We start from the raw sequence: 19,753 nt of genomic DNA, 5'->3' as shown, positions 1-19,753 counted from the left end.
ACCCGGCAGAATCCGTTGATGAATCATGTAACTTGCGTCTAAAGGACTTCGCATGACCGACTATCCGCAGCTCTGCATGATCATCGACGGTGAGCGCATCACCACGCCCGGCCACCGCGAGACCTTCACCGTGGTCAATCCCGCGACCGGCGAACCGCTCGGCGAACTGCCGCTGGCCGATGCCGCCGATCTCGATCGCGCGCTGGAAACCGCGCAGAAGGGCTTCAAAATCTGGCGGAACTCGACCCCGCAGGAGCGTGCGGCGGTGCTGAGCGGTGCCGCCCGCCTGATGGTCGAGCGGGCCGACGATCTCGCGCGGATCGCGACGATGGAGCAGGGCAAGACCTTCGCCGAGGCGAAGATCGAACTGATGATGAATGTCGGCCTGTTCAATTTCTACGCAGGCGAGGCACAGCGCATCTATGGGCGCACGCTCGTTCGCCCGGCGGGTTTCCGCTCGACCGTGACCTACGAGCCGGTCGGCCCGGTCGCGGCCTTTTCGCCGTGGAATTTCCCGCTCGGCAATCCGGGCCGCAAGCTCGGCGCACCGATTGCCGCCGGCTGCTCGGTCGTCATGAAGTCGGCCGAGGAGACCCCCGCTTCCGCGATCGGCGTGCTCCAGTGCCTCTACGATGCCGGCCTGCCCAAGGAGGTCGCGCAGGCGGTGTTCGGCGTGCCCGATCAGGTCTCGCGCCACCTGCTGGGGTCGCCGATCATCCGCAAGCTGAGCTTCACCGGTTCGACCGTGATCGGCAAGCATCTCGCCAAGCTCGCCGCCGAAGACATGAAGCGCACGACGATGGAGCTTGGCGGGCACGGGCCGGTGCTCGTGTTCGACGATGTCGACGTCGATCAGGTGCTCGATACGGTCGTCCCGCAGAAATATCGCAATGCCGGCCAGGTCTGCGTCGCGCCGACCCGCTACATCGTTCAGGACGGTATCTATGATCGCTTCGTCGCGGGCTTTACCGAGCGCGCGAAGACGATCGTCGTCGGCAACGGGCTCGATGCAGGCACCCAGATGGGCCCGATGGCCAATCCGCGCCGCCCCGACGCGATGGAGCGGCTCATCGGTGATGCCGTCACGCGTGGCGCGAAGCTCCACACCGGGGGCGAGCGGATCGGCAATCGTGGTTTCTTCTACGCCCCGTCGGTGATCTCGGACGTGCCGCTCGATGCCGAGATCATGAACGAGGAGCCGTTCGGCCCGGTCGCGATCCTCAATCGTTTCGGCAGCGAGGAATCGATGGTGACCGAGGCGAACCGCCTGCCCTACGGCCTCGCCGCCTATATGTGGACGCGCGACGATCGCCGCCAACGCCGCCTGCAGCGCGAGATCGAAACCGGCATGCTCGGCATCAACACGCCGATGATCGGCGGCGCGGATGCGCCGTTCGGTGGGGTCAAATGGTCGGGCCATGGGCATGAGGATGGGGCCGAGGGCGTTCATGCCTGTCTGGTGCTGAAGGCCGTTCACGAATCCTGATCCCGGCTTTCCGCTCGGCTCCTGAACGAGCGGAAACAGCGCCTTTGGGATGGATAGCCTGCTACGAATCCGCTAGGCAGCGGACATGGCAAGTGCGCGCCTCGATCATGTCAACATCCAGACGGTGAAGCTGGCCGAGACAGTGCGCTTTTATAGCGACGTGCTCGATCTCGACGCGGGTGATCCGCCCCCGCCGCTCGATCCCCGATTGGTCCAGTGGATGTTCGGCGCGGGCGGCGATGCGATCTTCCATCTCACCTCGCCGGGATCGATGGCCGGCATCGGCGATATCCATATCGGCGAGGATACGGGCGCGGTCCATCATGTCGCGCTCGACTGCCAGGATCATGACGCGATGGTCGCCAAGCTCGAACGGCTCGGCCTGGCGCATCGGCGCAACCATGTGAAGGCGATCGATCTCAAGCAGATCTTCGTCCACGATCCCAACGGCGTGTTGCTGGAACTGAACTACCGCAGCGGCCATCACTGAGGAAACTGACTATGGCGACGGAAGCGATCATCCCCGAGGCGCTGGAAGAGGAGCAGGGCAAACCCAAACCGCGCACGATGACCGCGCCGCCGTCGAGCGCCTACAAGATCGTCGACGTGCCCGAGCTTTACGGGGACCTGATCAAGGCGCGCGGCGTCGAGGGCACCTATATCAGCACATCCGAGGAAGAGAGCCCGTGGGTTCCCTTCGGTGACGGCGCCGCGATCCGCCATCTCGCCTTCGACGTGCGCAACAACAGCTATTGCAACATCCTGTGGATCAAGGCGCCGGGCGTGATCGGCACCCACAAGCACAAGGGCATGGTGTGGGCGGTCTGCCTCGAGGGCAACTTCCGCTACCTGGAATATGATTGGGTCTGCAAGCCGGGCGAGTTCATCACCGAATTCCCGGGCACCGCGCACACTTTGGTGACGGACAATCCTGAAGGCATGAAGGCCCTGTTCTGGATGCAGGGCGTCAACGAATTCTACGACGACCAGGGCAATTTCGTCGAGGCGCTCGATGTGTGGTGGTTCATGAACCACTATGAGAGCTACTGCCGCGAGAAGGGCATCGAGCCCAACAAGCAGCTGTATCTGTAAGAAATACCGTCATTCCCGCGTAGGTGGGAATCCATAACCTCCAAACCTTTGAGAATATGGATCCCCGCCTACGCGGGGATGACTGCTAACTGTAAGGACATCCCCATGCGCGCTGCCGTGATGCAGGGCCACCACCGGCCGTTGGCGGTGGAGACGATCGCCGATCCCACGCCAGCCATGGGCGAGGTCGTCGTTCGTGTCGGCCGTTGCGGCATTTGCGGATCCGATCTGCACATGACCGAGGATCCCGCTTTCGGGGTCAAAGCGGGCGATGTGATCGGCCATGAATTTGCCGGCGAAATCGTCGCGCTCGGACGGGAGGTGGAAACGCTCCGGATCGGGGATCTGGTCTCGGTCATCCCGCTGCGCGGGTGCGGACAATGCCCGAGTTGCCTGTCGGGCGAGACCGCCTGGTGCACCAACGGCATGACGCTGCAGGGCGGCGGCTATGCCGAATATGCGCTGACCACACCCAAACAGTGCGTGTCGTTGCCCAAGAGCGCGAGCCTCGCCGATGGCGCGCTGGTCGAGCCGCTGGCGGTGGCGCTGCATGGCGTCGCGCTTTCGGGGCTCAAGCCGTGGGACAAGGTGCTGGTGCTGGGCGCCGGCCCGATCGGGCTGGCGGTCGCCTTCTGGGCGCGGCGTCTCGGCGCCGGTCAGGTCGTCGTGCAGGATATCGCCGCTCACCAGCAGGAGCGCGCGCTATCGATGGGCGCGACCGGCTTCGTCACCGATCGCGCCGATCCGGTCGGCGCGGCCGGGCGCGCGCTGGGCGGCAAGGCCGATATCGTGTTCGAATGCGTCGGCCTGCCCGGGCTGATCGCGCAGGCGGTCGATCAGGTGCGGATCAAGGGCACGGTCGTGATCCTCGGCCTGTGCACCCAGCCCGATACGCTCGTGCCGTTCGTGGCCCTGTCGAAGGAGGTGCGGCTCCAGACCTCGGCCTTCTTCACCCGGCAAGAATACGAGATGGCGCTCGACGTGCTCAACGCCGGCGCGGTCGAGCCGCGCGCGATGATCACCGATACTGTGTCGCTCGATAGCTTGCCCGAGACATTCGAGTCGCTGCGAAAGCGCACCCATCAGTGCAAGGTGATGATCGCGCCGGGATCCTGATCCATTCAACGGTTCGTCGCAGCCGGATGCAACTCGTGCAATCACCGCTCGTTCGCGGCAATATCTGTGCTCGAGGTTGTCTATGAAACGCTTTCTGATCGCGGCCGCCGCCCTTTCGTTAGGCGGTTGCGCCGCAGGCTATGGCCATGTCGATTACGCCGGTGGACCCTACGCGTATAACGGCTTCTACGACGATTTTTACGGCCCGGTCTATGACGGCTATTGGGGCGATGACGGCTTCTTCTATTATCGTGGCGGCGCGCATGAGCGCCACTTCCGCCGCGGCGACGCCACCCATTTCCGCCGTGACGTCGGCCCCGACGGGGGTCGTTTCCACGCCATGCAGGGATCGTTCAATCCCGGACGCGGCATGAGAATGCTGCATTTTTCAGGCGGCCCCCACCCCCGCGGGCACGACTGAACCGCTTCCTCTTCCGTGGGCGAGGAAGCAGCCAGCCAGAAGCTTACCCCCAGCGATTGATCTCGGGACCGGGCGCCCAGACCACCGTCGGATCGCCGCCGCTCGCCTTGGCCAACGCTGCCGCCACCGCCGGCCGCGCCTTGACCCGCTCCATCCACAAAAGCGTCCGCTCCGCGGTCTCGAACGCGGCCGGCACCAGGCTCACCATGCCGGCGAGCCAAGCATAGGTTTCGAGATCGGCGATCGAGAAATCGCCGATCAGCCAGTCGCGATTCTCCAGCCGAAGCTCGACCCGCGCCACGCCGGCGATGATCTTGCCTTCCGAATCGGCGACCTGGGCATCGGCAAAATCACCCTTACGCACCATCTCCCACCGTTCGCGCAGATCCGTGCTCGCGATGTTCGCCGTCAGAGCCGCGAACGCCTCATCGGACAGTGCACCGAGCTCGCCGGTCAGATGCGCGCGCGTGCCGAGGAAGGCCGCCGCCGGCGCGATCCGCTCGATCACGAAGCGGCACCATGCCATCATCTCCCAGCGCGCATAAGGATCGGCCGGGCGGATCGCCGGGCCGCTGCCGACATCGTCGAGATAGCAGGCGATGAAGACCGAATTGGCCATCGGTTCGCCGTCGACAACCAGCACCGGGCCTTCGCCCTCGATGCTCATCGCGACTTCGGCATTCTTGGGCACCGCCGGCGAATGACGTTCGCCTTTCGCGAGGTCGATCGGCTTCAGCTCGGCTTCGACGTTCTTCTCGGCCAGCGCGGAGAGGACGGTGAAGGACGGGCCGTTGGGCTCACCATGATAGAGGATCGTCGCCATCATGCGGCCTCCCGAGCCAAGAATTTAACACGCGTGCTCATCCGCTCGACCCGGCTGAGCGTCCAGATCTGCTGCGTGGCCGGGCGTTCGTAGATCTTGCGGAGCCATTCCATTAGGTGCGGCGTCTTCGTGTCGTTGGCGAGATCGGGCTGGCCGAGCGGGATGATGTAGGCGAGGTTGAAGCCATTGGCGTCGGCGAGCGAATAGTGATCGCTGCCGATCCATTTGTGCTTCGTGAGCTCATCCTCGAGCATCTGCGTGCCGATCGCGCAGCGACGCTTCGATTCGGCCAATTCCTCGGCCGAGAAGAGATTGTAGATCGCCTTGCGCCACGCGACGCGGCGCTCCTCCATGGGAATGCGGTTGATCTTCGCTTCCAGCACTTCGGGATCCCGCGCGCGGACGGCGGGGCCGATGAACTCGCTCCAACCGAGCATCGAGAAGGATGGCGCGAGCCACTGATCCATGAACTTCATCCACCAGCGCACGCGCCAGCGATCGACCGGGTCGGACGGCATCAGGCGGGGCCCGCCGAACGTCTCGTCGACATATTCCATGATCGCGGTCAACTCGGTCAGCATCAGATTCCCGTGCGTCATCGCGGGGATCGTGCCGGCCGGGTTGATCTTGAGATATTCGGGATCGTGCTGGTCGAAGTTCAGCAGATCGAGATAGTGGCTCTCGAAGGCGACACCCTTCTCCGCCAAGGCCAGCATCGGCTTGCCCGAATTGGCATTCGGCTCCCAGTGATACAGCGTGACGTCAGCCATCGCATTCCTCTCCGATTTTCTATCATTTGTTATATTGGCGCATGGGCGAGCGCCATCGAAATTCCGGCTCGATGCGATCAGTCGCGGCGGAAGATCAGATCGCGATCCTCCCAATCGCCGACCATGAAGCTGTAGCTGCCGACCGCACGGAAGCCGCGCCCGGCATAAACCGCCTGCGCACGGAGATTATTCTCCCATACGCCGAGCCAGATCGGGCCGGGCTTGGTCCGTTCGAGATGACCGAGCGCGACGCGCATGAGCTGCCCGCCGAGGCCGATGCCCTGCGCCTCGTTGCGAACATAGATCTGGTACAGCTCGCCGGCGTCGGGCGTCACCTCCGGATGGGGCAGCTTGCAAGGGCCGACCTGGGCATAGCCCATCAGCCTGCCATCCGGCGCTTCGCCGACCCAGGTCGTGCGCGCGGGGTTGGCAAGCTCGGCGGCAACGATCGCGGGCGCGTAATGCGATTGCTCGAACGCGGCGAGATCGGCTGGCGGATAGGGGATGGCGAAGCCATGGATGAAGGTTTCACGAAAGGTCTGCAGCTTGAGCTCGGCCAGCGCCTCGACATCCTCGTCCCGCGCCAGCCGCAGCTTGGCATTCAGCGCGGACACGGGGTGTAGAGACCTTTCGTATCGTGGCAGAGCTTGTGGCCCTGCGTCACCAGCGGCGGCCGGGATCTCTTCGCAGCCGCAGGCGCCTGAGCGGTCGGCGCCGGTTCGGTCGCGGCGACCATGGGGGTCGCTTCCCGTTCCAGCTGGTCCATATGCTGTTTCGGCTTGGGCTTTGCCTGGCCCGGCGGACACGGCGTGTAGAGGCCCCGCAGATCATGGCACAAAGGGGCCGCGCCCGCGGGTGCGGCGAGCAGGGCCAGAGCGAGCGCAAAACGGATCGACATTTTCCTCCAGACCATGGTGGCGGATGCATGCGCACACTACATGCGCCTGCGTCCGGTCAAGACGCCCAATCGCGACGTCTGATCATATCATGGGGGAGAAGCGTCATGTCCACGTCGCTCTACGATCTCAGCGTTCCGGTCTTCATCCGCGCGCTTAGAAATCTGTCGGCCATCCTCGACAAGGGTGCGGCCTATGCCGAGGGCGAGGGCAAGGCGCCCGAAAGCCTGCTCGAGACGCGTCTCTATCCCGACATGCACCCGCTCGCATATCAGGTGCAGCGCGCGAGCGATGCCACGCGCTTCTTCGTGGCGCGGATCGGCGGGCTCGACAATCCGCCGATGGCGGATGACGAGACGACCTTCACCCAGCTTCAGACGCGCATTGCTGCGACGATCGCCTATCTGGAAGCCGCCCCGCGCGAGGCTATCGATGGTCGCGAGGATGCGGACGTCGAACTCAAGACACCGCGTGCGACGATGGTGTTCAAAGGGATCGACTATCTGCTCGATTTTGCGCTGCCCAACGTGTTCTTCCACTGCACGACCGCCTACGCCCTGCTGCGCCATCAGGGCGTGCCCATCGGCAAGATGGATTTCATCGGACCGGTGGTGCGCAAGGAATGAACGACGATCCGTACGATCTCGCCCGGTTCGTCGCGGCGCAGCAGAGCGTCTATGCGACCGCGCTGGGCGAGATAAAACGCGGCGCGAAGCGGAGCCATTGGATGTGGTTCATCTTCCCCCAGGTCGCCGGGCTCGGCCGCAGCCCGACCGCGCAGCATTTCGCGATTTCATCGATCGACGAGGCCCGCGCCTACCTCGCCCATCCGCTGCTGGGTACCCGGCTGCACGAATGCGTCGCCGCGCTGCAGGATCTGCCGCCGACCAGCGCGGAAGCCGTGTTCGGGGGAATCGATGCGATCAAGTTGCGCTCTTCGCTGACCCTGTTTGCCGAAGCGTCGGGCGAACGGATGTTCGAAGCCGCGATCGAGCGCTGGTTTGGAAGCAAGGATGCGGCAACCCTGAAGTTGCTTTAGGATCCTTCCAACGCCGCCACCAGCGCATCCAGCAGTGGCGCCTGGCTCGGCAGGATCATCTGCCGCGCATGATCGATATCGAACCATTCGGCGCGGTCGATCTCGGGAAAGCTCTGGTAACGGCCCGATCGCAGCGGCCATTCCATCTCGAACTCGATACTCTTCACCGCCGCGCAATCGACATCCTGCTCGAGCGCGAACGCCTCGACCCATTTGCCGCCCGATTGCCTGACCTGCGCCAGCGGCCACGGATCGGCACGCAGATGCACGCCCAGTTCTTCCGCGACCTCGCGCTGCGCGGCTTCGGATGGTTTTTCGCCCTCCTCGATCGCGCCCTTGGGGATCTGCCAGGCGCCTGCATCGCGGCCACGCCAGAAAGGCCCGCCCGGCAATGCCAGCAGCACTTCCAGCCGCGGCGAGGTGCGGCGATAAAGCAAGACCCCGGCGCTGCGGGTGGGCATCAGCGCCGGCCCAATCGTTCGGCGAGCATGCCCTGATCCAGCGCACCCTCCCATTTCGCCACCACGATCGCGGCCAGGCAATTGCCGATGAGGTTCACGAAGGTGAGACCTTCGGCCAGGATGCGGTGGATGCCGAGAACCAGCGCGATGCTGGCGACCGGGATCGTGCCGGTCGCGCTGAGCGTGGCGGCGAGCACGATGAACGCGGCGCCCGCGACCCCGGCGGCACCCTTCGAGGTCAGCAACAGCACAGCGATCAGCCCGAGCTGGTGCCACAGGGTGAGGTGCGTGTCGGTCGCTTGCGCCAGGAAGATCGAGACGGTGGTGAGGTAGAGACAGGTGCCATCGAGATTGAACGAATACCCTGCCGGAACGACGAATCCGGCGACGCTTTCCTCGACGCCCACCGCGCGCATCTTCTGGATGACACGGGGCAACACCGTTTCGGTCGACGTCGTGGCCGCGACCACCACGATCTCGTCGCGCATATAGCGGAGCAACGCGACCAGGCTGATTCCCGCCCAACGCGCGATCCCGCCGAAGACGATCGCGGTGAACAGCAGGCACACGACCAGGAATTCGACGATGAGCCCGCCCAGCGACAACAAGGAGCCCGATCCAAACTTGCCGACGGTGAAGGCGATCGCGCCGAACGCACCGATCGGGGCGGCGTACATGATGATCGCGACGATCCGGAAGAAGACCGCCGACAGCCATTCGACCACCTCGGCCACCGGCCGGCCGGCCTCGCCGGTTGCAGCGAGCGCGATCCCGAACAGGACCGATACGAACAGGACCTGCAGCACATCGCCCTTGGCGAAGGCGCCGACCAGCGTATCGGGGATGATGTGAAGCAGGTAGCCGCTGACGCTCTGCTCCCTGGCGCTGGCGACGTAGGTGGCGATCGATTTCGTGTCGATCTGCGTAGCGTCGATGTGCATGCCGACACCCGGCTGCCACACATTCACCACGACCAGCCCGAAGATCAGCGCGAGGATCGTGACCGCCTCGAAATAAACGATCGCCTTCAACGCGACCCGCCCGATCCGTCCCATGTCGCGCATCCCGGCAACGCCGTGGACGACGGTGCAGAAGATCACCGGCGCGATCATCATCCGGATTAAATTAACGAACGCATCGCCGAGCGGCTTGCATGCAGCGGCGGCATTGGGGGCGACCAGCCCGAGGACGATGCCCGCGAGCGTTGCCAACAGCACCTGCAGCCAGAGCTGGCCGATCAGGCGCGGGCGTTTGACGGTCTGGTTGCTCTCCACAGAAGTTGCTTAGACGGTGGCGCAGCGCTTCACAAAGGCTTAGCCGGACCGAAACCATGTGGAGGGTGCGATGCTGACAATCGGACTGGTCTCACCCGGAGCGATGGGTGGCGCGGTGGGCGCACGGCTGGCCGACCATGGCGCGCGCGTCCTCACCCGGCTGGAAGGGCGCAGCGCCGAATCGGTCGAGCGCGCGCGAAAGGGTGGGTTGGAGAATGCGGCGCCGGCGGCGCTGGCGGGCGCGGATATCTTCCTGTCGATCGTGCCGCCGCACACCGCCGAGGAAGTCGCGCGATCTTTCGCCGAGTGGGCAAAAGGCATTGGGCGGCCGGCCCTTTATGTCGATTGTAATGCGCTGAGCCCCGCGACCAAGGCGTCGGTGGCCGCTATCGTCGAAGCGGCGGGCGCATCGATGGTCGACGCATGCATCATCGGCGGACCGAACGATCCGGGCGGGCCGAGTTTCTATGCCTGCGGGCCGCATGCAGCCGCTGCCGGCGCGCTAGCGGACCATGGCCTGCGCTGGACCGTGCTGGATGCTCCGATCGGCGCGGCGGCATCGCTGAAAATGTGCTTTGCCGGGATCAACAAGGGCCTGCTCGCGCTCGGCAACATGATGCGCCTCGCTGCCGATGGGGCCGGCGTCGGCGGCGCATTGACGCACGAACTGCAGGAACGGCTGCCGCATGTGCTGGATCAACTCGACCGCACTGCGGCTTCGGTCTTCGCGCGCGCGTGGCGCTGGGCGCCCGAGATGCGCGAGATCGCGGAGTTCGGCGCGACCGAGCCCGGCGCGGGCGAGGTGTTCGAGGGGTTTGCTCGGTTTTACGAACGGCTGGCGGCGGACTTGGCCGGCCCACGAAGCGATTACGAGACGCTCGTCAAAAGGCCGGCCTAGGTCCCTCAATCATCCTGCCACGCGAACGGCAGCGGCGCCTCGCGGAACGCGAAGCGATCGACATGCCGCGCGACCGCGCCCTTCAGGCCTTCAAGCTGCGCCGGGGAGGTCGCCTCGATCCGGGTGGTGAGCGCTTCCGCGTCCGCGTCGAACGTCACCAGCGCATCGCCGGGATGATCCGCACCGCGCGCATCGCGCGGGAAGACGATCGTGCCATGCTCGGGGGTGAATTCGACCGCCAGATTGTGCGCCCAATGCTTGCATGTCTGCTGCAGATAGCGGCTCGCGCTCGCGGTGGGGACGCGCGACACGCTGCTGACCTTGGTGATTGTCATATCCTGTTTATCCTTTCTGAAAGGGACGACCTTGCCGGCGGTGGGATCGAGCCCCAGCCGCCGGCGCAGCACCGCCAGTCGCGTCACCGCTCGAGGCGCTCGATCTTGCGGGCGGCCTCGTCGAGGATCGCCGCGATATCGTGCACCATGTCGTCGCGGCCCCGGCCCGATGCAAGCGCCTCACGGAGCGCCATGTGGAGCCCCACCATCGAACGCTTGATCGGCCCCGCGCCGCTGCGACCCTGCGTCTCGCTGAGCTGGCTGAGACGGGCGAGCAAGGCTTCGACCTCCTCCTGCTTCCCGGCCAGAAATTCGCGGCCCGCATCGGTGATCGCGAAGCGCTTGCGGGCGCCTTCTTCCTTCACCTCGTCGATATGCCCCATTTCATCGAGCATCGTCAGCGTGGGGTACACCACGCCCGGGCTGGGCGCGTAGCTGCCGCCGGTCCGCTCCTCGATCTCACGGATGAGATCGTAACCATGGCGGGGCTGCTCGACGAGCAAGGCGAGCAGGACGAGGCGCAATTCGCCCCCGTCGAACATCCGGCCACGCCGTCCGCCCCCACCACCGCCGCGACCATGATGATCGCCGCGTCCGAAACCGAAGCCGGGATGCTCGCCGCGACCTTCGCCAAATCCACCGCCAAGCCAGCGGCCATAACCATGTCCAAATCGCATTTCTTCTATCTCCAATGAATCACGATGGGTCTACGATATATCTTGAGTCGTTTTTGTCAATATCTCTCGTCGCCCCTGCCCAGGCAGGAACCCATGTCTCCCCGATCCGAAGACGGTTTATGGCGTGAGAGAGATGGCCCCCCTGCCTTCGCAGGGGCGACGGTCATGCTTATATCCACTGGCATGGCCGACCTTTTCGCCGCTGATCCGTTGCCCGACTCGCCCGATGCCGCGCTTGTTGAGGATGCGCCGCTCGCCGATCGGCTGCGCCCGCGCGCGCTCGAGGAGGTGATCGGACAAGAGCATCTGACCGGGCCGGCGGGGGCGATCGGCCGAATGGTCGCGGCCGGCCGGTTATCCTCGATGATCCTTTGGGGCCCGCCCGGCACCGGCAAGACCAGCATCGCGCGCCTGCTCGCCGACGCGGTGGGACTGCGCTTCCATGCGATTTCGGCGGTGTTTTCGGGCGTGGCCGATCTCAAGAAGGCCTTTGCCGAAGCGCGCGACTATGCCCGGATGGGCAAGCGTACTTTGCTCTTCGTGGATGAGATTCACCGCTTCAACCGCGCGCAGCAGGACGGCTTCCTGCCTTATGTCGAAGACGGGACGGTGGTGCTGGTCGGTGCCACGACGGAGAATCCGTCGTTCGAGCTGAACGCGGCTTTGTTGTCGCGCGCTCAGGTGCTGATTCTCAACCGGCTCGACAGCGCCGCACTCGAAAAATTGCTTGATCGTGCGGAGGCGATCGAGGGCCGCCCGCTCCCGCTCGACGACGCCGCCCGCGCGGCGATGATCGCCAGCGCCGACGGCGATGGCCGCTTCCTGCTCAACCAGGCCGAGACCTTGTTTTCGGTCGGGCTGACCCAGAAACTCGATCCGGGCGGCCTCGCCCAGCTGCTTCACCGCCGCGTCGCGGTCTATGACAAGGATCGCGAGGGCCACTACAACCTCATCTCCGCGCTCCATAAGGCGGTGCGCGGATCGGACCCGCAGGCATCGCTTTACTATCTCGCGCGCATGCTCGTCGGCGGGGAGGAGCCGCTCTTTCTGCTGCGCCGGATCGTGCGGATGGCGAGCGAGGATATTGGGCTCGCCGATCCGCAGGCCCTGGTCCAATGCCTCGCCGCCAAGGATGCCTATGACTTCCTCGGCAGCCCGGAAGGCGAGCTCGCGATCGCCAATGCGGTCGTCTATCTCGCGACCGCGCCCAAATCGAATGCGGGCTACAAGGCCTATGGGGCGGCGTCGCGATCGGCGAAGGAAACCGGATCGCTGATGCCGCCGCGAAACATCCTCAACGCGCCGACCAAGCTGATGAAGTCGATCGGCTATGGCCGCGACTATGCCTACGACCACAACGCCGAGGATGCGTTTTCAGGCGACAATTACTGGCCGGACGAGATGGAGCCGCAGACCTTCTACGAACCCACGCCGCGCGGGTTCGAGGCGAAGATCGCCGAGCGGCTCGCTTACTGGGAGAATCTGCGGGCGGAGCGCGGGCTGAAATGACACTGGAGAGGCGATCGCTTATGCGCTCGCCTTGCCGGGCGCCGAGCTATCGACCAGCTATGGCGCGCCTGCGGTCAAGGCGAACGGGAACGCCTTCCTCGGTTCGAGTCGCGAAGCCGATACCAGCTTCGGACTTCGCCTCGATCATGGCGTGATCGAGGCGATGATGGCGCTCTACCCCGAGACCTTCTGGAAGACGCCGCATTATGAAGGCTATCCGGCGGTGCTGGTCCGCTACGATACGCCGCATGACGATATCGTGCGCAACATGATCGCAAATGCGCATGCCCGAGCAGCAGCCAAGCCCAAGCCACGGCCACGAACCAGGAAATCAACCACCGGTTGAAAATTCACGCCCAGGCAATGCGTTTGCCGCTAGGGCTCCCATCATGTCATTCCGTATCGCCGCGCTCGCGCTTGTTGCCGCCACCACGATCTCCGCTCCCGCCTTCGCGGCCGACGAGCTGACCCGCGTCCAGGCGCATCTGCGCGCGGTCGAAACGATGGTAGCCGATTTTTCCCAGACCGATCAGAACGGGAAGACGCTGACCGGCACGCTTACCCTCAAGCGGCCGGGCAAGATTCGTTTCCAGTATCAGAAGGGGGTGCCGTTGCTGATCGTCGGGGACGGCAAGGCGCTGACGATGATCGACTATCAGGTGGCGCAGGTTTCGCGCTGGCCGATCGGCAATTCTCCGCTGGCGATCCTGCTCGACCCGTCGAGCCTGTCCCGAGTCGCGCATGCCATCCCCGCGCCACCCGGACGGATCCTGATCGAAGGCCGCGACTCGAAGCACCCCGAACTCGGCACGATCACGATCGGCTTTTCCGAGAACCCGAATGCGCCCGCCGGGCTGATCATGGCGGGCTGGACGGTACTGGATGCGCAGGGGAATCGATCCACCGTCGTCCTCACCAATCCCCGGTTCAACACCACCGTAAACGACCGAACGTTCCTCTGGCGCGACCCACGACCACAGACCCGGGGCAAGTGAGCGCTCATTCATGGTAGTGACAGGATCACTGTCCTAATAGGCTCTTGCGGTCGCGGTGCCGCCCCCGGGATTCCCCCTGTTGCCCGGGACATGGCCCGCCACCCTACCTGCGTGACACGCGCTAGGTCGGCCCTCGCTCCCGCCCCCGGAGCGAGGGCCTTTCCTTTTCCATCGCCTAATTTCCTGCGCTGCGCCAACCTTCCCTCGCTTCCGGTCGCTCGCTACATGCTGGGCATGACAGCATTGAAGATCGCTTCGTGGAACATCAATTCGGTGCGGGCGCGGATCGGGATCGTAGAGCGGTTCCTGAATGAACAGCAGCCCGACATCCTCTGCCTGCAGGAAACCAAGGCGGCAGACGACGTCTTCCCCGCCGATGCCTTCCGCCAGATGGGCTATGTCCATCAGCGGCTCCACGGCCAGCGGATGCACCACGGCGTAGCGATCCTGAGCAAGATCCCGCTCATGGATGCCTCCGACGATTGCTGGCGTTACGATTGGCAGGATAATGGCGAGGCGCGCCATGTCGGCGTGCGGCTGGAAGCCGGCTTCCGACTCGAGAATGTCTATGTGCCGGCCGGCGGCGACATTCCCGACCCGGCGGTGAATCCCAAGTTCGCGCAGAAGCTCGCCTTCGTCGAGCGCATGACCGAATGGTCGAAGTGCCTGAACGAGCCGACCCTGATCGTCGGCGATTTCAATATAGCGCCGCTGCCCGAGGATGTCTGGAGCCACAAGCAATTGCTCGACGTCGTCAGCCACACGCCGGTCGAGGTCGAGGCGCTCGGCCGGCTGCAGGCGGCGCACGACTGGATCGATCTCGGCCGCCATTTCTATCCCGCGCCGGCGCGGCTCCACACCTGGTGGAGCTATCGCTCCCCCGACTGGACGGTAAACGATCGCGGGCGACGACTCGATCATATGTGGGCATCGCGCGAGGTGGCGGCGAAAGCAGTGCGCCACCAGGTGCACGAGGATTGTCGCAACTGGCTCAAGCCCTCGGATCATGTTCCCCTGGTCACGGAGTTCGAGGTGTGAGCGATCCGACCGCGCCCGCACGCGCAATCGATGCGTTGCGCCGCGGCTGGCCGGTAACGGTCGGCGGACGCAACGGCACGCTGACCGTCCTGGCGGTCGAGACGTCCGACGACGTGCGGCTTGCAGCATTCGATACGCCGACTCAGGCCGACCTGCTGCTATCGGCGGAGCGCGCCGCCGTGCTCAAGCTGACCAACCAGTTCGACGCCGCCAATCCGGGCCTGCCGGTCTTGATCGAGCGCGTGCCCTGGCTCGACCTGCCCGCCGCGCTCGCGCTGGCGGATCCGGCGAACGATCTCGCCAATCCGCTCAAGGGCCCTTACCCGACGCTTCCGCTCGAAACGGCCGATGCCGCCACTGCCGCGCTGGCGCTGGCCCGCCTGGCCGGCCTGCTGCCTGCTTTCTTCGTGACGACGGGTGGCAAGGCTGCCGTCACGGTCGAGGCGGCGGAGGTCGCGACCTATGAAAAGGCCGACCGCCTCGCGATCGTCGCGCGCGCGCGGCTGCCGATCGCGGGCGCCGAGAAGAGCGAGATCGTCGCCTTCCGCTCGCCCGAGGATGCGGGCGAACATGTGGCCTTGCTGATCGGCGCACCCGACGGACGCCCGCCGCTCGTGCGTCTGCACAGCGAGTGCCTGACCGGCGACGTGCTCGGCAGCCTCAAATGCGATTGCGGCCCGCAACTCCATGCCGCGATCGACGCGATCGAACAGAGCGGTTGGGGCATCTTGCTCTACCTGCGGCAGGAAGGGCGCGGCATCGGGCTGATCAACAAGTTGCGCGCCTATGCGCTGCAGGATCAGGGCTATGACACGGTCGAGTCGAATCTGCGGCTGGGCTTCGCAATCGACGCGCGCGATTTCGGCGTGGCGGCGCGCATGCTCCAGCTACTCGGACAGGACCGAATCAGGCTCCTCACCAACAATCCTGCCAAGGTCGCGGGGCTGGAGGAAGCGGGGGTGACCGTGATCGAGCGCGTGCCGCACGCGTTGCCGCCCAACCCGCACAACGCTCATTACCTCGCCGTGAAGCGCGACCGGACCGGGCATCTGCTGTGAGGTTCGAGGTCGATGCGGCCGCCGGTCTGATGCGCGCCGACGGGCGCGAAATCGCCTGCAGCATCGGCCGATCGGGCACGATATCGGCGGCCGACAAGCGCGAAGGTGACGGGGCGACGCCGATCGGCTCGTGGCCATTGCGGGGCGTTTTGTTGCGGCCGGATCGCGTTATGATGCCGGCCGGCGTCAGCCTGCCCTGGCGCTGGATCCGGTCCTCTGACGGCTGGTCGGACGATCCGGCCGATCCCGCCTACAACCAGCCCATCCGCCATCCGCATCCGCGTTCGGCCGAGCATCTGTGGCGCGAGGATGGGCTGTACGACATCGTCATCATCCTCGGGCATAATGACTCACCGCCCGTTCCAGGCGCCGGCAGCGCGATCTTCCTTCACTGCTGGCGCGATCGCGCGACCACCGAGGGCTGCGTGGCGGTGGCCGGGGACGATCTGCTCGCCCTCCTGCCTCACTTCGCGCCGGGCGACTCGCTCACGATCCGCTGAACCTCGTCGAAGCTGTCGGCGACGATCTGGACCCCCTTGCCGCGCAGCACGTCGGCATGGCCGACGCCGCAATGCGATCCGGCGCACAGCCCGATCACGAAGGCTCCCGATTCCACTGCACCGGTCGCGCCGATCGGCGAATCCTCGATGATCGCCGCGCGCGCGATATCGACGCCGAGCTGTCGCGCACCAAAGAGGTACAGATCGGGCGCGGGCTTGCCGCGTTCGACATGCTCCCGGCCCGAATAGACATGATCGCCGAAGCGATCGGTGAGGCCGAGATGCGCAAGATGCGCGTTGATCCACTCGGTCGAGCTCGACGAAACCACCGCCACCGGCAGCGCGGGCGGAAGGCCGCGCACGAACGCCACCGCCCCCGCGACGGCGGGCAATCCCTCCGCCATCGCCTGCGCCGCACCGGTCGCGCGATCCGTATGGAAATCCTCCGGCAGCGATCGGCCGATCCAGCCTTCGACCGCGGTCAGGAAATCCTGGCCGGCCAGCCCCATGAACATCGCCATCGATTGTTCGGCCGTGGTCGGGTGGCCGATCCGCGTCAGATACTCGCCAAGCTGGAGGTTGCCGACATGCTCGCTTTCGATCAGCACGCCATCGAAATCGAACAGGATCGCGTCGAACCTCATGACCGCCCCCCGAACAGAGCGGTACCGACGCGCACATGCGTCGCGCCCAGCATCACCGCGGTCTCGTAATCGCCCGACATGCCCATGCTGAGACCGGACAAACCATGATCGCGCGCCAGCTTCGCCAGCAGCGCGAAATAGGGTGCGGCCTCTACCTGCAACGGCGGCACGCACATCAGCCCCGCAATCGGCAGCCCGATCGTGCGGCAGTGGCCCAGCAAGACCGGCAGGGTGTCGATCGCGCACCCGCCTTTCTGCTCTTCCTCCCCGATATTGACCTGAACGAAGCAGGTCGGCGCCGCGCCGGCCCTGTCGATCGCACGGATCAGGGCATCGGCGAGGCTTTCGCGATCGACCGAGTGGATCGCATCGAATAATGCCACCGCCTGCGCCGCCTTGTTCGACTGAAGCTGGCCAACCAGATGGAGGGCGATATCGGGCGCCGCCTCCTTGAGCGCCGGCCACTTACCCTCCGCCTCCTGCACGCGGTTCTCGCCGAACACGCGCTGGCCGGCATCGATCAGCGGCTGAATCGCTGCGGCATCATGCGTCTTGGAGATGGCGATCAATTCGACCGCCTCGGCAGGGCGCCCGGCCAGCGCCGCCGCTTTGGCGATCGACGTGCGGACGGCAGCGAGCTGTGCGGACGGCGTGGAGGTTTCGATCAGCGGCATGACGGCGCTATAGGCGAGCACTATGGCATTTCGCCACCCTCTCCCGCGCCTGTGGCTGATGACCGACGAACGGATCGGCGACTCCTTGTGGCCGGCGTTGGCGAGCCTGCCTCGGGGTGCCGGCGTAATCTTTCGCCACTACGCGACGCCCGCGCCTGAGCGGCGACGGCTTTTCGAAGCTGTTCGAGCGATCACCCGTCGCCGCCGGCTTATGCTGATTCTGGCCGGCAGCCCCCGCGACGCCATCGCCTGGCGGGCGGATGGCGCCCATGGCCGATCGCGCCACGTCGCGCGATCAAGCCGCCTGGTGCGGACGGCACCGGCCCATGATACCGGCGAATTGATCGCCGCGATCCGGGCAGGCGTGGACCTCATATTCCTCTCGCCCGTATTCCTGACCCGCTCGCATCCGGGCCAGAGAGCCCTTGGCCCGGTCCGCTTCGGACTGGCAGCCGCGCCATCGACCACGCCCATCATTGCTTTGGGGGGAATGACGCCGCGCGGTTTCCAACAGCTCGAGCGGCTTGGCGCTTATGGCTGGGCGGCGATCGATGCGCTGACTCTACCCTCGAGCGTCACCCCGGCTGGGGGGGCCAAACCAAAGCCGGGCTCGTGAGAGTAGAGCCGCTCACATCCTCCTGAGATCCCAGCCTCGCTAGGACGAGGAATTGATCAGAACTTGAACGTGGTGCCCAGATAGACAGCCTGGCTGTCGCGGCGATTGTCGTTCAGCTGGAGCGGATCCTCGATCTGCGTCTTGTAGCGCACGCCGCCGCTGACGTTCAGGTTACGCGTGAGCGCATAGGAACCGCCCAGGCCAACCGACCAGCTCTGGTCGATACCGACCGCAGGCCGGTCGTTGAGCGACCGCTCGCCGGAGACGTCGAGCTTGGTCTCCCAGCGCTTGCCGAAGAAACTGACGCCGACATCGGCGGATTCGCGGCCATTCGGCAGGATCGTGTCGCCGATCTTGGCCACGTCGCCGGAGAAAGCGAAACGTTTCCAGCCGATCGAGGCGCCCAGGCTATAGGATGAAGAGGCCAGCCCATCGCTCGGCAGGCCGAGTGCCTTGGCGGCTTCCGGACGGCTGATCATCCGCGCCCGCACAGCGATCGTCACCGCCCGGGGGCTGCCGTTGTTCATCGACGGCGTAAACCGAAAAGGCGTCGCGCCCAGCCCGGTACCGAGCCCGCTACGGGCGAAGGCGGCGGCCATACGCGGATCCGCCGCCGCCGGCGTGAAGGCGCCGAACGTGCTCGATTTGGCGGCAAGGTTGGATTGCTTGTCGGCGAACGAAGACTGAGCCTTGCGCTTGGTGCGCGCTTCGGCCGACGTCGCCGGGGCGAGCAACAGGGCAGCGAGCGCCGCCGCGCCGCCCCACCCGCCAATTTTGCCCCGAATCACGCTCATCTCGTTTAATCTAAACCCCGAATTCGCTTTCACTACCATGAAGCCGAGTGCATGTTCCATTAACGTTTCGGATTCTTTACAGGCTGTGGCGAACTGTCCACAATCGCCCCGCCATCTGCTGGCCGCACGCGGCTTGCGACCGGCGATATGGCTTCTATAACGGCGCCCCTTACCTCCCCTAAGGTTTTGCATAGATGATCCGTGTTTCCCGCCTCGCCATCGGCCTCATGCTGTGCGCCGGGCTCACTGCCTGCCACCACCGTGGCAGGGCGAGCAGCGCTAGTCGGTTGCTGCCGGCGCGGATGACGCAGATCGGCGTCAATGCTTATCTGTGGAGGGCGTCGCTCGACACCCTGTCGTTCATGACGATCGGCAAGACCGACAGCAATGGCGGGGTGATCGTGACCGAATGGTACGTCAATCCGTCGATCCCGACCGAGCGGATGAAAGTTTCGGTGTCGATCCTCGACCCCGAGCTGCGCGCCGATGCGCTTCATGTCTCGGCCGCGCGCCAGATCCTGCAGAACGGCCAGTGGGTCGATACGTCGGTGCAGGCCGCGACCAACCAGAAGCTGGAGGAGATCATCCTCCAGAAGGCGCGCGATCTACGGCGCAACGGCGCGGGCTGAGCGGCTTT

Annotated in this window: 27 protein-coding genes; 16 read left to right on the top strand and 11 right to left on the bottom strand. The window is 65.3% G+C overall.

The genetic code is table 11. From position 1 onward, the window contains the following. Nucleotides 1–52: 52 nt before the first annotated feature. From AB4Z44_RS18020 to AB4Z44_RS18000, 5 genes are all read left to right on the top strand, one after another. Nucleotides 53–1,486, top strand: coding sequence for an NAD-dependent succinate-semialdehyde dehydrogenase (locus AB4Z44_RS18020; RefSeq protein ID WP_404711054.1), 1,434 nt, complete (start codon nucleotides 53–55; stop codon nucleotides 1,484–1,486). Nucleotides 1,487–1,571: 85 nt separating this feature from the next. Beyond that, nucleotides 1,572–1,976, top strand: coding sequence for a VOC family protein (locus tag AB4Z44_RS18015; protein WP_404711053.1), 405 nt, complete (start codon nucleotides 1,572–1,574; stop codon nucleotides 1,974–1,976). Nucleotides 1,977–1,987: 11 nt separating this feature from the next. Next, nucleotides 1,988–2,578, top strand: coding sequence for a 2,4'-dihydroxyacetophenone dioxygenase family protein (locus AB4Z44_RS18010; protein ID WP_404711052.1), 591 nt, complete (start codon nucleotides 1,988–1,990; stop codon nucleotides 2,576–2,578). Between the two features lie 105 nt (nucleotides 2,579–2,683). After that, nucleotides 2,684–3,694: an alcohol dehydrogenase catalytic domain-containing protein gene (locus AB4Z44_RS18005; protein ID WP_404711051.1), complete on the top strand. Its 1,011-nt coding sequence runs from the start codon at nucleotides 2,684–2,686 to the stop codon at nucleotides 3,692–3,694. A gap of 82 nt (nucleotides 3,695–3,776) precedes the next feature. Further along, nucleotides 3,777–4,115, top strand: coding sequence for a hypothetical protein (locus AB4Z44_RS18000; protein WP_404711050.1), 339 nt, complete (start codon nucleotides 3,777–3,779; stop codon nucleotides 4,113–4,115). Between the two features lie 43 nt (nucleotides 4,116–4,158). Here AB4Z44_RS18000 and AB4Z44_RS17995 read toward each other — a convergent pair whose 3' ends face one another. The 4 genes from AB4Z44_RS17995 to AB4Z44_RS17980 all read right to left on the bottom strand — a co-directional run bounded on the left by AB4Z44_RS17995 (nucleotide 4,159) and on the right by AB4Z44_RS17980 (nucleotide 6,606). Beyond that, a complete protein-coding gene (locus AB4Z44_RS17995; protein ID WP_404711049.1) occupies nucleotides 4,159–4,941 on the bottom strand; it encodes a glutathione S-transferase family protein in 783 nt (260 codons plus the stop codon). Continuing rightward, the gene (locus tag AB4Z44_RS17990) at nucleotides 4,938–5,708 is read right to left on the bottom strand and encodes a glutathione S-transferase family protein (RefSeq protein WP_404711048.1); all 771 of its coding nucleotides are present in this window, start codon (nucleotides 5,706–5,708) and stop codon (nucleotides 4,938–4,940) included. The genes AB4Z44_RS17995 and AB4Z44_RS17990 overlap by 4 nt, the downstream gene beginning before the upstream one ends. A 77-nt stretch (nucleotides 5,709–5,785) precedes the next feature. Continuing rightward, nucleotides 5,786–6,322, bottom strand: coding sequence for a GNAT family N-acetyltransferase (locus AB4Z44_RS17985; protein WP_404711047.1), 537 nt, complete (start codon nucleotides 6,320–6,322; stop codon nucleotides 5,786–5,788). After that, a complete protein-coding gene (locus AB4Z44_RS17980) occupies nucleotides 6,310–6,606 on the bottom strand; it encodes a hypothetical protein (RefSeq protein ID WP_404711046.1) in 297 nt (98 codons plus the stop codon). Before AB4Z44_RS17980 ends, AB4Z44_RS17985 begins: the two co-directional genes overlap by 13 nt. A 105-nt stretch (nucleotides 6,607–6,711) precedes the next feature. Between AB4Z44_RS17980 and AB4Z44_RS17975 the strand changes: the two genes are divergently transcribed. Together AB4Z44_RS17975 and AB4Z44_RS17970 are read left to right on the top strand one after the other, a co-directional pair. Beyond that, a complete protein-coding gene (locus tag AB4Z44_RS17975) occupies nucleotides 6,712–7,230 on the top strand; it encodes a DUF1993 family protein (RefSeq protein WP_404711045.1) in 519 nt (172 codons plus the stop codon). After that, the gene (locus AB4Z44_RS17970; protein ID WP_404711044.1) at nucleotides 7,227–7,643 is read left to right on the top strand and encodes a DUF1810 domain-containing protein; all 417 of its coding nucleotides are present in this window, start codon (nucleotides 7,227–7,229) and stop codon (nucleotides 7,641–7,643) included. Before AB4Z44_RS17975 ends, AB4Z44_RS17970 begins: the two co-directional genes overlap by 4 nt. Here the strand turns inward: AB4Z44_RS17970 and AB4Z44_RS17965 are convergent. Further along, on the bottom strand, nucleotides 7,640–8,104 hold the full coding sequence (locus AB4Z44_RS17965; RefSeq protein WP_404711043.1) for an NUDIX domain-containing protein: 465 nt from the start codon (nucleotides 8,102–8,104) through the stop codon (nucleotides 7,640–7,642). The two genes, AB4Z44_RS17970 and AB4Z44_RS17965, sit on opposite strands and share 4 nt — an antisense overlap. Beyond that, nucleotides 8,104–9,378, bottom strand: coding sequence for a C4-dicarboxylate transporter DctA (gene dctA / locus AB4Z44_RS17960; protein ID WP_404711042.1), 1,275 nt, complete (start codon nucleotides 9,376–9,378; stop codon nucleotides 8,104–8,106). The genes AB4Z44_RS17965 and dctA overlap by 1 nt, the downstream gene beginning before the upstream one ends. 70 nt (nucleotides 9,379–9,448) lie before the next feature. On the opposite strand from dctA, the gene AB4Z44_RS17955 reads away from it, so the two are divergent. Further along, nucleotides 9,449–10,276, top strand: a complete 828-nt coding sequence (locus tag AB4Z44_RS17955) for a DUF1932 domain-containing protein (RefSeq protein ID WP_404711041.1) — start codon at nucleotides 9,449–9,451, stop codon at nucleotides 10,274–10,276. Between the two features lie 5 nt (nucleotides 10,277–10,281). On the opposite strand, the gene AB4Z44_RS17950 is transcribed toward AB4Z44_RS17955, so the two are convergent. After that, on the bottom strand, nucleotides 10,282–10,611 hold the full coding sequence (locus tag AB4Z44_RS17950; protein WP_404711040.1) for a DUF2218 domain-containing protein: 330 nt from the start codon (nucleotides 10,609–10,611) through the stop codon (nucleotides 10,282–10,284). An 83-nt stretch (nucleotides 10,612–10,694) separates the two neighbouring features. Next, nucleotides 10,695–11,288, bottom strand: a complete 594-nt coding sequence (locus tag AB4Z44_RS17945) for a PadR family transcriptional regulator (RefSeq protein WP_404711039.1) — start codon at nucleotides 11,286–11,288, stop codon at nucleotides 10,695–10,697. A gap of 183 nt (nucleotides 11,289–11,471) precedes the next feature. Here AB4Z44_RS17945 and AB4Z44_RS17940 point away from each other — a divergent pair, with 183 nt between their 5' ends. The 6 genes from AB4Z44_RS17940 (at nucleotide 11,472) to AB4Z44_RS17915 (ending at nucleotide 16,388) form a co-directional block, all read left to right on the top strand. Then, nucleotides 11,472–12,797 carry a replication-associated recombination protein A gene (locus tag AB4Z44_RS17940; protein WP_404714271.1) on the top strand — a complete coding sequence of 442 codons (1,326 nt, stop codon included), beginning with the start codon at nucleotides 11,472–11,474 and terminating at the stop codon, nucleotides 12,795–12,797. Between the two features lie 31 nt (nucleotides 12,798–12,828). Then, on the top strand, nucleotides 12,829–13,143 hold the full coding sequence (locus AB4Z44_RS17935; RefSeq protein WP_404711038.1) for a hypothetical protein: 315 nt from the start codon (nucleotides 12,829–12,831) through the stop codon (nucleotides 13,141–13,143). Nucleotides 13,144–13,186: 43 nt separating this feature from the next. After that, a complete protein-coding gene (locus AB4Z44_RS17930; protein WP_404711037.1) occupies nucleotides 13,187–13,792 on the top strand; it encodes an outer membrane lipoprotein carrier protein LolA in 606 nt (201 codons plus the stop codon). 234 nt (nucleotides 13,793–14,026) lie between these two features. Further along, complete coding sequence (locus AB4Z44_RS17925) at nucleotides 14,027–14,830, top strand: exodeoxyribonuclease III (RefSeq protein WP_404711036.1); 804 nt, start codon at nucleotides 14,027–14,029, stop codon at nucleotides 14,828–14,830. Next, nucleotides 14,827–15,888, top strand: a complete 1,062-nt coding sequence (gene ribA / locus AB4Z44_RS17920) for a GTP cyclohydrolase II (protein WP_404711035.1) — start codon at nucleotides 14,827–14,829, stop codon at nucleotides 15,886–15,888. Before AB4Z44_RS17925 ends, ribA begins: the two co-directional genes overlap by 4 nt. A 29-nt stretch (nucleotides 15,889–15,917) precedes the next feature. Next, nucleotides 15,918–16,388 carry a L,D-transpeptidase gene (locus AB4Z44_RS17915; RefSeq protein WP_404714270.1) on the top strand — a complete coding sequence of 157 codons (471 nt, stop codon included), beginning with the start codon at nucleotides 15,918–15,920 and terminating at the stop codon, nucleotides 16,386–16,388. On the opposite strand, the gene AB4Z44_RS17910 is transcribed toward AB4Z44_RS17915, so the two are convergent. Together AB4Z44_RS17910 and AB4Z44_RS17905 are read right to left on the bottom strand one after the other, a co-directional pair. Beyond that, nucleotides 16,352–17,032: an HAD family hydrolase gene (locus tag AB4Z44_RS17910; protein WP_404711034.1), complete on the bottom strand. Its 681-nt coding sequence runs from the start codon at nucleotides 17,030–17,032 to the stop codon at nucleotides 16,352–16,354. The genes AB4Z44_RS17915 and AB4Z44_RS17910 overlap by 37 nt on opposite strands. Further along, on the bottom strand, nucleotides 17,029–17,706 hold the full coding sequence (locus AB4Z44_RS17905; protein WP_404714269.1) for a YggS family pyridoxal phosphate-dependent enzyme: 678 nt from the start codon (nucleotides 17,704–17,706) through the stop codon (nucleotides 17,029–17,031). The genes AB4Z44_RS17910 and AB4Z44_RS17905 overlap by 4 nt, the downstream gene beginning before the upstream one ends. Before the next feature lie 22 nt (nucleotides 17,707–17,728). Here AB4Z44_RS17905 and AB4Z44_RS17900 point away from each other — a divergent pair, with 22 nt between their 5' ends. Continuing rightward, on the top strand, nucleotides 17,729–18,322 hold the full coding sequence (locus tag AB4Z44_RS17900) for a thiamine phosphate synthase (protein WP_404711033.1): 594 nt from the start codon (nucleotides 17,729–17,731) through the stop codon (nucleotides 18,320–18,322). Nucleotides 18,323–18,378: 56 nt separating this feature from the next. Here AB4Z44_RS17900 and AB4Z44_RS17895 read toward each other — a convergent pair whose 3' ends face one another. Continuing rightward, a complete protein-coding gene (locus AB4Z44_RS17895; protein WP_404711032.1) occupies nucleotides 18,379–19,116 on the bottom strand; it encodes a hypothetical protein in 738 nt (245 codons plus the stop codon). 194 nt (nucleotides 19,117–19,310) lie between these two features. On the opposite strand from AB4Z44_RS17895, the gene AB4Z44_RS17890 reads away from it, so the two are divergent. Next, nucleotides 19,311–19,745: a DUF3576 domain-containing protein gene (locus AB4Z44_RS17890; protein WP_404711031.1), complete on the top strand. Its 435-nt coding sequence runs from the start codon at nucleotides 19,311–19,313 to the stop codon at nucleotides 19,743–19,745. Nucleotides 19,746–19,753 lie beyond the last annotated feature (8 nt).

The sequence above is a fragment of the Sphingomonas sp. MMS24-J13 genome (assembly GCF_044905095.1).
GTDB lineage: Bacteria > Pseudomonadota > Alphaproteobacteria > Sphingomonadales > Sphingomonadaceae > Sphingomonas_I.
The sequence above is the reverse complement of the archived record's forward strand: the minus strand, read 5'-3'. Positions and strand labels throughout refer to the sequence as shown.

Excerpts from the sequence above, each read along its gene's own strand:
- AB4Z44_RS17990 (WP_404711048.1), bottom strand. The coding sequence starts at position 5,708 with ATGGCTGACGTCACGCTGTATCACTGGGAGCCGAATGCCAATTCGGGC.
- AB4Z44_RS18020 (WP_404711054.1), top strand. The coding sequence starts at position 53 with ATGACCGACTATCCGCAGCTCTGCATGATCATCGACGGTGAGCGCATC.
- AB4Z44_RS17975 (WP_404711045.1), top strand. The coding sequence starts at position 6,712 with ATGTCCACGTCGCTCTACGATCTCAGCGTTCCGGTCTTCATCCGCGCG.
- AB4Z44_RS18015 (WP_404711053.1), top strand. The coding sequence starts at position 1,572 with ATGGCAAGTGCGCGCCTCGATCATGTCAACATCCAGACGGTGAAGCTG.
- AB4Z44_RS17945 (WP_404711039.1), bottom strand. The coding sequence starts at position 11,288 with ATGCGATTTGGACATGGTTATGGCCGCTGGCTTGGCGGTGGATTTGGC.
- AB4Z44_RS17925 (WP_404711036.1), top strand. The coding sequence starts at position 14,027 with ATGACAGCATTGAAGATCGCTTCGTGGAACATCAATTCGGTGCGGGCG.
- AB4Z44_RS17955 (WP_404711041.1), top strand. The coding sequence starts at position 9,449 with ATGCTGACAATCGGACTGGTCTCACCCGGAGCGATGGGTGGCGCGGTG.
- AB4Z44_RS17940 (WP_404714271.1), top strand. The coding sequence starts at position 11,472 with ATGGCCGACCTTTTCGCCGCTGATCCGTTGCCCGACTCGCCCGATGCC.
- AB4Z44_RS17910 (WP_404711034.1), bottom strand. The coding sequence starts at position 17,032 with ATGAGGTTCGACGCGATCCTGTTCGATTTCGATGGCGTGCTGATCGAA.
- AB4Z44_RS17980 (WP_404711046.1), bottom strand. The coding sequence starts at position 6,606 with ATGTCGATCCGTTTTGCGCTCGCTCTGGCCCTGCTCGCCGCACCCGCG.
- AB4Z44_RS17930 (WP_404711037.1), top strand. The coding sequence starts at position 13,187 with ATGTCATTCCGTATCGCCGCGCTCGCGCTTGTTGCCGCCACCACGATC.
- AB4Z44_RS17890 (WP_404711031.1), top strand. The coding sequence starts at position 19,311 with ATGATCCGTGTTTCCCGCCTCGCCATCGGCCTCATGCTGTGCGCCGGG.
- AB4Z44_RS18000 (WP_404711050.1), top strand. The coding sequence starts at position 3,777 with ATGAAACGCTTTCTGATCGCGGCCGCCGCCCTTTCGTTAGGCGGTTGC.
- AB4Z44_RS17995 (WP_404711049.1), bottom strand. The coding sequence starts at position 4,941 with ATGATGGCGACGATCCTCTATCATGGTGAGCCCAACGGCCCGTCCTTC.
- AB4Z44_RS18010 (WP_404711052.1), top strand. The coding sequence starts at position 1,988 with ATGGCGACGGAAGCGATCATCCCCGAGGCGCTGGAAGAGGAGCAGGGC.
- AB4Z44_RS17905 (WP_404714269.1), bottom strand. The coding sequence starts at position 17,706 with ATGCCGCTGATCGAAACCTCCACGCCGTCCGCACAGCTCGCTGCCGTC.
- AB4Z44_RS17965 (WP_404711043.1), bottom strand. The coding sequence starts at position 8,104 with ATGCCCACCCGCAGCGCCGGGGTCTTGCTTTATCGCCGCACCTCGCCG.
- AB4Z44_RS17895 (WP_404711032.1), bottom strand. The coding sequence starts at position 19,116 with ATGAGCGTGATTCGGGGCAAAATTGGCGGGTGGGGCGGCGCGGCGGCG.
- AB4Z44_RS17915 (WP_404714270.1), top strand. The coding sequence starts at position 15,918 with ATGCGCGCCGACGGGCGCGAAATCGCCTGCAGCATCGGCCGATCGGGC.
- AB4Z44_RS18005 (WP_404711051.1), top strand. The coding sequence starts at position 2,684 with ATGCGCGCTGCCGTGATGCAGGGCCACCACCGGCCGTTGGCGGTGGAG.
- AB4Z44_RS17900 (WP_404711033.1), top strand. The coding sequence starts at position 17,729 with ATGGCATTTCGCCACCCTCTCCCGCGCCTGTGGCTGATGACCGACGAA.
- AB4Z44_RS17950 (WP_404711040.1), bottom strand. The coding sequence starts at position 10,611 with ATGACAATCACCAAGGTCAGCAGCGTGTCGCGCGTCCCCACCGCGAGC.
- AB4Z44_RS17970 (WP_404711044.1), top strand. The coding sequence starts at position 7,227 with ATGAACGACGATCCGTACGATCTCGCCCGGTTCGTCGCGGCGCAGCAG.